This is a genomic window from Haliscomenobacter sp. (genome assembly GCF_041740695.1).
GTDB lineage: Bacteria > Bacteroidota > Bacteroidia > Chitinophagales > Saprospiraceae > Haliscomenobacter.
In genome coordinates this window covers 1-12497 of sequence record NZ_JBGSLK010000130.1, presented here as the reverse complement: position 1 = coordinate 12497, position 12497 = coordinate 1, and the positions used below count along the sequence as shown (strand labels likewise).

Annotated in this window: 4 protein-coding genes; 3 read left to right on the top strand and 1 reads right to left on the bottom strand. The window is 52.7% G+C overall.

What is annotated here, in order from left to right; all coding sequences use genetic code 11:
- The first annotated feature begins 33 nt into the window (after positions 1–33).
- Complete coding sequence (locus ACEW9O_RS25925) at positions 34–1929, top strand: heparinase II/III family protein (protein ID WP_373553134.1); 1896 nt, start codon at positions 34–36, stop codon at positions 1927–1929.
- Positions 1930–2215: 286 nt separating this feature from the next.
- Positions 2216–5065 carry a glycosyl hydrolase gene (locus ACEW9O_RS25920; RefSeq protein ID WP_373553133.1) on the top strand — a complete coding sequence of 950 codons (2850 nt, stop codon included), beginning with the start codon at positions 2216–2218 and terminating at the stop codon, positions 5063–5065.
- 127 nt (positions 5066–5192) lie between these two features.
- Here ACEW9O_RS25920 and ACEW9O_RS25915 read toward each other — a convergent pair whose 3' ends face one another.
- A complete protein-coding gene (locus tag ACEW9O_RS25915; protein ID WP_373553132.1) occupies positions 5193–6965 on the bottom strand; it encodes a leucine-rich repeat domain-containing protein in 1773 nt (590 codons plus the stop codon).
- Between the two features lie 127 nt (positions 6966–7092).
- Here ACEW9O_RS25915 and ACEW9O_RS25910 point away from each other — a divergent pair, with 127 nt between their 5' ends.
- Positions 7093–11883: a two-component regulator propeller domain-containing protein gene (locus tag ACEW9O_RS25910; protein WP_373553131.1), complete on the top strand. Its 4791-nt coding sequence runs from the start codon at positions 7093–7095 to the stop codon at positions 11881–11883.
- The last annotated feature ends 614 nt before the right edge of the window (positions 11884–12497 follow it).

The following is a 12497-nucleotide window of genomic DNA, read 5'->3' as shown; positions in this document are numbered from 1 at the left end:
TCTTAAATATTATCATTTTCACAATAAGACCAAATGAAAACACTCAACTCCCTTTCCATTTTTTTCTCCATTACCCTGGCCAGCGTACTTTCCCTGAGTACTGCATTCGTCTGGTCGCCAAGCCACAGTACCACTACCCCTGAACCAAAGCTGGAAAACCCAATGTCCGTATCCTACCTGAAAGAAAAGCTGCGCAAAAAAAGCCCGCGCCTGGTCTTGAACGCCGACATTGAAAAAGAACTGAAAAAAAAGATCACCGCCGATCCCGTGATCAAAAGCATGTACCAGGCCATCCGCCTCAATGCCCAAAAAATCACTACTGCGCCCTTGCTTGAACGGGTGATGGAAGGCCGTAGGTTGTTGGCTGTTTCCCGCGAAATGTTGTACCGGATCAACATGCTGGGCATGACCTACCGGATGGAAAAAGACAAAACCATCCTGAACCGCATCAACGAAGAGGTACTGGCCGTGTGCAAGTTCTCCGACTGGAACCCCTCCCACTACCTGGATGTGGCTGAAATGTCTCTGGCAGTTGCCTTTGCGCTGGATTGGGCGGGCGAGGATTTGCCCAAAACGACCGCGGCCCTGGCCAAAACCGCCCTCATCGAAAAAGGCATCAAACCCAGTTACAACAAAGCAGGCAATACCGGTTGGGTAAACGGCACCAACAATTGGAATCAAGTCTGCCACGGGGGCATGATCGCAGCGGCGATCGTAATTGCCGAACAGGAACCTGAACTTGCCGCTCAAACCATTCATCGCGCTTTGGAAGGCATGCCCCATGCCCTGGACGAATACGGCCCCGATGGCGTATACCCCGAAGGCGCGACCTATTGGGGTTACGGAACCAGTTTTAGCGTCGTGACTGCGGCCATGTTTGAAAGCGCCTTCGGCACCGATTTTGGCCTGTCAAAATACCCCGCTTTTGTGGAAAGTGCCACCTACAAAGTGCTCAATGTGGCCCCATCCGGCTGGTATTATAATTTTGCCGATTGTGGCGACAAGCGTGGCGAAAACGGCGATGTCACCCTGGCCTGGTTTGCTGCAAAAACAGGCAACAAGGTGTTTTTTGAAAAAGAGCGTTTTTTGCGCCCAGCCGAAAAAATGGGCAAACTGGGCAGATTGGACGGCGCTGGTTTGGTTTGGTTGTCGCAGTACCAAGAAGCCCAGGACGTCCAAGTGCCGGAGGCCTGGCGCGGCAATGGCTCCAACCCGATCGTCATATTCAAAAGTGGCCCCGAAGACCCACACCAGTACTATTTCGGAGGCAAAGGGGGCCGTGGAACGGTCAACCACGGCAACATGGATGGTGGTTCGTTTGTTTTTGAAGTGAATGGCGTCCGCTGGGTGGTAGACCCCGGCAATCAGGAATATCACTTATTGGAAAAGGTGGGTTTTGACCTGTGGAGCCGCTGCCAAACCTGCCAACGTTGGGCCCTGCTCACCAAAAACAACTACGGACACAGTACCCTGACCGTCAACGATTCCTTACACGTGACGGACGGCCTGGCCACCATTGCTGATTTCAAATCAGGCCCCAACCCCGAAGCGAGTATTGAAATGACCCCCACCTTTGCGGGGCAACTAAAAAGTGCCCAACGTAGATTCGTCAAGGATGGCCCTCAGTCCTTGCTCATCGAAGACCAAATTGAAACCATTCCCACCACCAAAATGGTCACCTGGCAATTGATGACTACCGCCGATGTCGAGCTCGTGAAAGGAGGTGCGCTTTTAACCCAGAATGGCAAAAAATTGAAACTGGAAAACCTTTCCCATCCTGAAATCAGTGTCTCGGTCATTTCCCTGTATCCGGCACCATTGGAGCTTGATCGGCAAATTCCGGGTTTGAAGCGGCTTGAATTGCGGATCCCGGCTTATTTGTTCAAGGGTGGTAAAGGGAAAATCGGGGTTCGGTTGATGGGGCAGTGATGGATGAAATTAGCACTAATTAGCATCCTGGACGTGTAACCTCCTTAAGTGTTTCTTTGGTTTCTTAGGTGTCTAAGGTGGTGAAAAACAAAAAGCCCTGCGCAGCAGGGCAAAATATTATTTCACCACCTTAGACACCCAAGAAACCAAAGGAACACCAAAGAAACCCCTATCAAAAACCATCAAAATTTGGAATATCGAACTGTTTAAAATCTCTTTATATTCACTCTTCCTATTTTATCCCGACCTTATGCCCGATTTTTTCCCAAGCACCAATCCATCCTTTATGCGCGTCCTTTACAGCCTCCTCTGCCTGCTCTTTTTGGCGATGGGCCATGCCCAAGCCCCCCAAAGCCCCCTCTCCCCGACCGATTTCCAGACGCCCCCCCAACGCTACGGCATCCGCTGCTGGTGGTGGTGGCTCAACGGCAACGTCACCAAGGCGGCCATCTCCCGCGATTTGGCCGAGATGAAAGCCAAAGGGTTCAGTGGCGCCTGCATTTTTGACGCTGGAGGTGCGGAGCAACGCGGCAATGCCCAGGTGCCCGCAGGCCCCCTATTTGGCAGCCCGGACTGGCGCGACCTCTACCTACACGCCATCAACGAAGCCGAAAAACACGGCCTGGTGATGTCGCTCAGCATCCAGAGCGGCTGGAATTTGGGTGGCCCCGACATCACCCCAGAAGAAGCCGCCAAACAGGTGGTTTTTTCGGAAACTAAAGTACAGGGCGGCACCCGCATCCAACAAACTTTGGCGCAGCCGCCCAGCCGCGACGACTATTACCGCGACATCGTGGTGTTGGCCATTCCCTACAAAGCAACCCAAGAGCGCCAGCCCATCCGCGATTTTGCCAATAAAGCCGCTACGCGGGAAGTAGGTTGGTCGGTACCTGAAACCCGGCCCTTATTGACGGACATCCCCGGCACCCCCGGGGAAGAAGATGCCGCCCTCAAACAAGTCTTGAACCTCAACGCCTATTTTAAAAATGGCCAACTGGACTGGGCAGCCCCACCCGGAGACTGGACGCTCATTCGCCTGGGGTACTCGCCCACCGATGCCCACGTTTCGACCTCCAGCGGAAAATGGCAAGGCCGGGTGATGGACTACATGAGTGCCAAACATTTCAACCGCTACTGGGATACCCACGTGGAACCGCTCCTGCAAATGATCGGCGACCGGGCGGGCAAAACCCTCCGCTACCTGCAAACCGACAGCTTTGAGGCCGGAGGTATGAACTGGACGGATGGCTTTGAGGCCGAGTTCAAAAAACGCCGGGGTTATGATCCCCTTCCTTACCTACCCGTGCTGGCGGGCAAAATCATCGAAAGCCGCGAGGTCAGCAACCGCTTTTTGAACGACTTGCGCAAAACCCTGGGTGACTGCATTTCGGACAATCACTACCGCGTTTTTGCCGAACGCGCCAAAAAATACGGTCTGGGCATCCAACCCGAATCGGCGGGCCCACACGCTGGCCCTTTTGACGGCCTCAAAAACTACAGCCACTCCGAAATCATGATGAGTGAATTTTGGTCGCCTTCGCCCCACCGCTCGAAACCCATTGACCGCTTTTTTGTCAAACAAGCCGCCAGTGCAGCCAAAATTTTTGACAAAAAACTGGTGGGCGCCGAATCCTTTACCACCATCGGCCCACACTGGAACGACGTGATCTGGGCCGACATGAAACCCAGTGCCGACCACGAGTACTGCGCCGGGCTGAACCTCGTTTACCTGCATACCTTCACCTGCTCACCACGCGAGATGGGGTTACCAGGGCAAGAGTATTTCGCAGGCACCCATTTCAACCCCAATGTGACCTGGTGGCATTATTCCGGGTCCTTCATCCAATACCTGAGCCGCTGCCAAATGATGCTGCAACAAGGGCGCTCGGTGGCCGATGTATTGTACTACTACGGCGACCACATTCCCAACCTGGGGCGCTACAAGGAAGACGACCCCGCTGGTGCCCTGCCCGACTACGACTACGACCTCATCAACGAGGATAAATTATTGGCCCTGGCTGTGAAAAACGGCCGGATTGTGCTGTCGCATGGGGTGAGTTACCGCGTGCTGGTATTGCCCAATCACCAGGTATTGTCTTTGGCGGCTTTGAAAAAAGTACAGGCCTTGGTACTGGCGGGTGCTACGGTGATTGGCACGCCGCCATTGAGTACGGCCAGTTTGGTCGGTGGCGCGGCGGCGGAAAAGGAGCGGGCCCTGATTGTGCTCAACTTGTGGGGGAAAACCCCGGTGGCTGTTGGGATGCGCAGCGTAGGCAGCGGCAAAGTAATTTGGGGCAAAACGGCGCGGGAGGTCTTGAACGCTACCCTGGCCCCCGACTGCGCTTTTGTGCAAAAACCAGAAGGAAAAATTTATGACTACATCCATCGGCAGGTCGGAGGGGAAGACATTTATTTCATCAGCAGCCAAAATCCGCTGAGTACGCAAGTTACTGTCGCTTTCCGCATGCAGGGCAAACAGCCCGAATTGTGGGACGCCGTAACGGGGGAAATCCGCCCCGCCAGCACTTTTTACCAAAAGGAAGGCAAAACCTTGGTGCCGCTGGAATTTGGCCCCAATGGCTCCATCTTTGTGGTTTTTCGCAAGGGCTTGCCCGCAGGTAGTACTGCTGCTTCCAAAGCGCCAAACTACCTCAGCTATCGCGCTATCGATACCCTGAAAACCCGCTGGCGCGTGCTCTTCGACCCCGAATACGGTCATCAAGAAATGCAACTGGATTCGCTGATCAGCTGGACCGAGCGCCCCGAGCCGGGCATCAAATATTTCTCCGGCGCTGCCATGTACCGCACGAGTTTCGATGCGGCGGATTTGAATGGGCAACTGTTTCTCGATCTGGGTGCGGTAAAAGATGTGGGCATTGCACATGTGAAGGTGAATGGCAAGGATCTGGGGGTGTTGTGGTGCCCTCCTTTCCGGGTGCCGGTCGCGGGTTTGTTGAAGGCCAAAGGCAATGAACTGGAAGTGATGGTGGTGAATTCCTGGCGCAATCGGCTGGTGGGCGACCGGGGTAAACCGCAAAATGAACGGGTCACCAAAACGAATGTGACGATTCGGCCGGAGTGGCAGTTGTTGGACTCGGGGCTGTTGGGGCCAGTGCGGCTGATGCGTGGGGAGTAACCGATTAAACTACCGTCTCTTAGGTGCCCCTTTGGTGTCTTAGGTTTCTTAGGTGGTGAAAAATACACTGCCTGCTACGCAGGCTTTTTCTTCACCACCTAAGAAACCTAAGACACTTAAGGGGCACCTAAGAACCCACCCGCAATGTTTCCAACAACTCCGCTACCCGCTGCTCCAAGGCCTCCCTCGAAATATCCCGACTGACCTTTTCCCGGCTGCGCAACACCTCCCGCTGCGCCGAAGGCCAGTACCGCTCAAGCAAGGCCCGCATTTCCCGTCGCAGCTTGGCCACTTTGGTCCAACGCCAAACCAGGTACAAGTAAGGCAAAATCCCATGCGGAACCCCCTGATGGGTCAACAATTGCAGCGCCAATTGTACATATTCAGGCTCCTTGTGCAACAGCAATTGCAGCAAATTTTGCTGTTCATCGGCATCCAGCCCGAGGGAGTCGGTGCTGAGCAATTGCTCCAACTTGCGCTCATCCAACCAATGAATTTCCTGCGAATTCGGACTGTTTTCCGGGTAAGGCGCTTTGGCCAAAACCCAATGGCTACACTGATCGGGTTTCAACAAGGTGATGCCTCGTTGTTCCAGGCGGGTTTTTAGTTCTTGTAGCGTTTGGCTGCTGCGCCCAATGATGGCCAAGGCGCGAATGCCCTCGCCCGATTCCGGCACGATGGGCTGTGAACGCTCCTCCAGCAGGTGTTGCCGCAATTGTTGCTGAAAAGTGGGAATACCCAGGTTCATGCCTTGCAGCACGACCGGCAGGGGCAAGCTGCCAAGGGGCGTTTTTCCCTCTTGCGCATTCCAAAGCAAACTCCTGGTTGGGGCGGGGAGCTGTTTGCGTTGGCAGGCGTGTACAAAATTCAACAAGCGAGTCCATTGCGGGTCTTTGCTGCTGCTTTTTATGGCCACGGAGGATGGGAGTGCCAACAATTCAAAAGCCAGCTCGGCTGCATTTAGGCCTTTGAGCATCAGTTGCTTCAACTGGATCGCCTGCCCCAGCCCTTTGACATGGCGTAGTGGATTCTGGCTCAAATTAAGGTAGCGCAGGGTGGTGGTTTGAAAAAAAGCTGCCGGAATTTGGGTCAACTGATTGTTTGCCAAATCCAGGGTGCGCAAAGAAGTGGGCAGTGCCGGAAACCTGGGCAAGGCATTGCCGCTCAAATCTAGCTCCTCCAAACGGTGCAGGGCCGTAAAATAATTGGGGGTGCTACTGAGTTTATTTTTGGCGAGTTTTAAAGTTTTGAGCCAACTACATTGACTCAAAGTGGAAGGCAATTGGGCCAATTGATTGTTGCTCAAATTCAAGTGCCGTAAAAAAGGAGTGTCCGACCAAACATCCGGCAAAGCAGCCAAGTGGTTGTGCGCCAGATCCAGGGTATCCAGGCTTGAAAAAGCCCCTTGTATTTCGAGCTTACGCAGGCCATTGCGCGACAAATGCAATTTTTCCAACTTGGGCAAAAATGCCGCTGAAAGCAAACAAGCCGCTATTTTGTTGCCGGATAAATGCAATTCTTTGAGGGCAGGAAAGGATAAATTGGGGAACCCGCGCAGTTGATTTGAACCAAGATTGATCGTTTGTAGTTGTTCCAATTGGGCCAAAACAGTAGGAAAATGGCTGAAGCGGTTTCCACTCAGGTCAATTTGTACTACATTGGGCATGGATTGGGGAAGTTCTTGCAGTTGGTTGTTCCCCAAAAACAGGTATTTCAGAGATTTGAGTGCTCCGATTGTTTCGGGCAATACCTTCAGGGCATTGCGCCGCAAATCCAGGGTTTCCAACAGGGGCATTTTCCAGACTTCGGAAGGAAGTTGTTCCAATTGTTGGCCATCCAGAATCAGGGAACTGACCTGCGCAAGGTGTTGTCTAGCTGTTGTTAAGTTGTAACAGCGCATGGATCAATTTACTTTTGATGGTGTCCAGCTTGTAAAAAAGTCCCACAAGCTAAGGAACGATTCAAAAATAACATTGTCCCTTCAGTTATTCTTAAATTGGCTATATTTGTTTATTAGAGTCAGGAACATGCAGAAGCGCTATTTTTATACCTTATCCTTTATTCTTTTTTGTTGCTTGTGTCTGAGCACAATGCGCCTGTTTGGTCAATTCACCCCAGGTTATCACGTCAATTTGTTGGAATTGCCCGGAGATGTGGCGGGCAATAGTGTCAACAACATTGCCCAGGATCAGGAAGGTTACCTGTGGTTTGCTTCCCAGGATGGTTTGCACCGTTACGATGGGTTTCAGTACAAAAGTTGGTACCACGACCCCCAAAACGCCAACTCCCTGTCCAGTTCCTACACCGAATGGTGCCTGGTGGACAAAAACAATAATCTTTGGGTCGGCACCTACGAAGCTGGATTGAATTTGTTTGACCGCAAAACAGAAACCTTCACCCGCTTTGTACACGAACCCGGTCGGATGACCAGTTTGAGCAACGATCTGGTGACCTGTATGGTGCAAGACAACGTGGGCAACATCTGGGTCGGCACCGAAGACGGCCTCAACCGGTTTGACCCCGTGACCAAACGTTTTACCCGCTTTATGTACGACCCCAAAGACCCCCAAAGCGTGGGGGCCAAAAACATCAAATCCCTGCTGATCGATCACAATGGCATCCTCTGGGTGGGAGGCGGGGGCGCGAGTACCCTCACGCTCAGCCGATATAGCCCCGGCAACAGTACCTTCACCCGCTTTGGCCTAAACCTTGGGAACAACCCCAACAACGCGATTTGGGCGCTGGAAGAAGATTCAAAAGGCCAACTATGGGTGGGTACCAACAGCAATGGCCTATTCACCTTTGATCAAAATAAACGCAGCTTTACCCGACGGGACATTGACCCCGTGAATTGGAAGGGGAAAACATCCAGTGATCAAGTCGAACAGGTTTTTTCGCAGGTGAGTTTCATCCACGAAGACCAACAAAAAAAATTGTGGATTGGCTCCTTCGGGGGTGGCCTCAACATCTATGATCCGGCGGATGGAAGCATCATCGCCTTGCAGCAAGGGCGCCACCCCATGCAACGCCTGCCTTCCAGGTATTGCTTTCGCCTTTGTGAAACCCGGGATGGAACCGTGCTGGTTTCTACAGGTGGGCAAGGGAAAATCGTGTATAAAATCCGCCGCCACTCCGACCGTTTGCAACGGTACAGCCTAAGTGATCGACCCGATCAGAGCATCAACTTTGTGTTCAAGCTGTTGGGCAATGGCCCCAATCAGGTCATCATGAGGACGGGAGAAGGTTTTTTTCAATACCAATTGGATCAAAAAACGTTTAAAGCCTGGCCTTCGGGTGCCGAGGCCCGGAAGTTGGAGAAACTGGACATCCGCCATATTTTTCACGACCGCATGGGCAATGTCTGGATCTTATCGCCCAATCGCATCCTGAAATATTCGGCAGCGGGCACCTTACTGGCAGATTTGGGCCGCAACAAGATTCGTTTCCCTACCGGAATGTTGCAAACCAAAGACGGGGCTTTGTGGATTTCCACGGGTTTTCAGGGTTTAGCACGCCTTTTTCCCCAAAACGATTCTTTGGCCTTTTATGATTTGCCCACCTTCCCCTTGTCCAAACCCGTACAGCGGGTGCTTCGAGAAAAAGAGGACCTGAAATTGAGTCGGGCCACTTTTGCCACCTATCCAACGGTGGACAAAAGTGGAAAAATCTGGCTGGCCGCCGGGGTTAATTTTGACGAAAGAACCTTTCACATCAACGAGGGCGGCGGATTTTTTCGCTTTGATCCAAATTCGGGAAGCATCACTTCTTTTTGGCCCAATGAGGTGCCGCGCAACGTGTTGAGTGCACTTTTGCAGGATCAGAAAGGCAAATTTTGGCTGGCCATTCGGGATGTAGGCATTTATAAATTTGACCCCGCGACTGCGCAGTTTACGGAAATCAAACCCTCCGGAGTCCTGGGCGCTGCCACCTTGGGGCGGGTTAGTTTTATTGAAGAAGACCCCGAAGGCCATATCTGGATGGCTACCCCTAGCGAACTGATTGAATACAATCCCAAACTGAAGGCCTTTTCGTATTTCAACCGCAGCAATGGATTGTTTGCCAGCAACCTGTACGAGTTGACCAGCCTAAGCAAAGGCCGATTGGGCCTGGGTACCAACAATGGTTTCTTCGTTTTTGACCCGGTTCAAATGCGCAAAAATGGCATTCCTCCGGAATTGAGTTTTAATGAACTGAGTGTAGGGGGAAAAATGATCGCGCCGGGCACCGATGGCATCCTGCCCCAGCCACTGAATACCTTAGAGCGGATTCGGCTCAGCTACCGCTCCAATGTATTCAGCATTGGTTTTTCGGTGTTTCACTACGACGATCCTGCCCACAACCGGGTACAGTTTTTCCTGGAGGGTTACGACCTGGACTGGCGGGAGATCAAAGGGGAACAATCGGCGCAATACGTCAATGTTCCGCCCGGTACCTATACCTTCAAAGTACGGGCAGCCAATGCCCAGGGCTTGTGGATGAACAGCCCTAAATCACTCAAAGTGGTGATTACCCCACCCTGGTGGCGGACGGTATGGGCGATTTTGTTTTTTGTAGCCTTACTTGCCGTAGGAGTGGGTTTGATCTACCGCTGGCGCATGACGACCCAACGCCAAAACCTCAAACAACGCGAACGAGAACTCCAGCAGGAGCGCGAACAACTGGATAAGGAACGCCGCATGAACGAGCGTTTGCAACAGGTGGACAAACTCAAAGACCAGTTTTTGGCCAATACTTCCCACGAATTGCGCACGCCCCTGCAAGGCATCATCGGCTTGTCGGAAGCGCTGCTGGAAGACGAAAACGACCCCGAGCGCAAGGCCAATTTGTCGATGGTGGTGTCTTCGGGCAAACGCCTGAACAGTTTGGTGAATGACATCCTGGATTTTTCCAAACTCAAAAATGCCGACATTGAACTCGACCAGCGCCCCATCAGTTTGCACAGCATGGCCGATGTGGTGCTCAAAAACATCTCGCCCCTGGTGGCGGGCAAGTCCATTGAGTTGCTCAATAGCGTGTCGGTGGATTTCCCTGCGGCCCTGGCCGACGAGAACCGCCTGCAACAGATTTTGTACAACCTCCTGGGCAATGCGGTGAAATTCACGGAAACGGGTTACATCAAAATCGACGCTGCCGAAAAAGACAACAACCTGGTGGTTTGTGTGGAAGATACCGGATCGGGGATTCCTGCGGATAAACTGGAAGCCATTTTCCAGGAATTCACCCAAGGCGATGCCTCCACGACCCGCGCTTTTTCCGGTACGGGCCTGGGCTTGTCTATTTCTAAAAAACTGGTGGAACTGCACGGCGGAACCATGTGGCTGGAATCCGAAGTGGGCAAGGGCTCCAAGTTTTTCTTTGGTTTGCCCAAATCGATTTCGGAAGGGGAAATGCCCGTGCAAAAAGTAGAGGTCCCTAGCCTCAAAGAAAGTAAAGGAACCCTGCGCAACTTGTTGAGTGAAGTGCAAAAAGCCCAAGAGGAAACCGTGGCTACACTGACCGGGAAAAAGGAAAGCCTTAGCTCGGCAGCACCCAAAAATGGTGCTCCGGCACTGGTCGTTGATTCTCGGGAAGCTCCGGTACACATTCTGGTGGTCGACGACGAGCCGATCAACCAACAGGTATTAAAAAGCCACCTGAGCGCCCTGAAATACGACATCACCTCCGCCCTCAATGGGGAAGACGCCCTCAAAGCCCTGGACAACGGCAAACATTTTGACCTCGTTTTGCTGGACGTGATGATGCCGCGCATGAGTGGCTACGAGGTGTGTGAACAGATCCGCAAAAAATTCCTGCCTTCGGAATTGCCGATCATCATGATTACGGCTAAAAATCAGGTGCAGGATTTGGTGCATGGCCTCAACACGGGCGCCAACGACTACATCACCAAACCCTTCACCAAAGACGAGTTTTTGGCGCGGGTGAAAACCCACCTCAATTTGCACCGCATCCACTCGGCCACCGGGCGCTTTGTGCCCATCGAGTTCATTCGTTCCCTGGGCCGGGAAAGCATCACCGATGTACAATTGGGGGATCAGACGGAGAAGGAGGTAACGGTACTCTTCTCCGACATCCGCGATTTTACGGGCCTCTCAGAAAAAATGACGCCGGAAGAAAACTTCCGCTTCGTCAATGCTTTTCACGGACGCCTGGGCCCCATTGTACAAGCCAATCGAGGCTTCATCAATCAATATCTGGGCGACGGCATCATGGCCATTTTTACGCAAAAACCTGAAGATGCACTGAAGGCCTGTATCCTGATGCAAAAAAACATCCGGGCTTACAACCTGACCCGCCTGACCAAAGGGCGCTCCCTGATCCGAACCGGAATGGGCATGCACACCGGATCCCTGATCATGGGCATCATCGGCGACGAAAAACGCATGGATGCGGCCACCATTTCGGATACGGTGAATACCACCTCGCGCATCGAAAGTTTGACCAAGTTTTATGGCGCCAACATCCTCGTTAGTGAGGATTCCCTGCGGGGCATCGAGGACAAAACGCCCTTCAACCTGCGCTTTTTGGGCAAAGTCCTGTTCAAGGGCAAACAACACGAACTGGGCATCTACGAATGCATCGACGGTGATGAACCCGAAATGTTGTGGTACAAACGATCAACTATGGAAGACTTCTCCAAAGCCGTAAATCTCTATTTTGAACGTGACTTTGCAGCAGCAGTGGAAGTGTTCAAAGAAAAAGTGCTACGCCGCAACCCGCGCGATATTGCCGCCAAAATCCTGCTGGCCAAAGCCCAACACCTGGCCGAAACGGGCGTGCCGGACGATTGGACGGGGGTGGAGAGGATGGAAGTGAAGTGAGTGAAGAGTGAAGAGTACCACAAGCTGCGTGAAATGTTCAAGGTGCGGTAGGATCTGGGCACCTGCGACCCAAGCGCGTGCAAAAGACCGACGAGCGCGCCGCGCAGCGGCTGGTAAGATGTTCAAAAAAATGCTCCCTTTCAAAAACCTTCAACATAACCTGCAAAACTGTTCTCAAAGGATGAATATCGCGTTATGTGTGACTCCCTACGAGCCACTACGTGGGCGCTCGTCGGTCCCTTATTGCTCGCTGCGCGAGCGGGCTCGACGGTCGCACGCTTTAGATCCTACCTTTGATCGAACAGGGGTAAAAAGTTCAGGGTGACGTAGGCTCTGAGGCCTGCGACCGTCGAGCCCGCTCGCGCAGCGAGCATTTTGGGACCGACGAGCGCCCACGTAGTGGTGTGTAAGATGTTCGACTTAGCGCGAAAATGAAAAAACTGATATAGTTTGACACCCTACCTGCCACTTTGTGGGCGCTCGTAAGATGTCCGACTTAGCGCGAAAATAAAAACCCGATATAGCTTAACTCCCTACCAGCCACTTCGTGGGCGCTCGTCGGTCCCTTATTGCTCGCTGCGCGAGCGGGCTCGACGGTCGCACGCTCAAGAGCC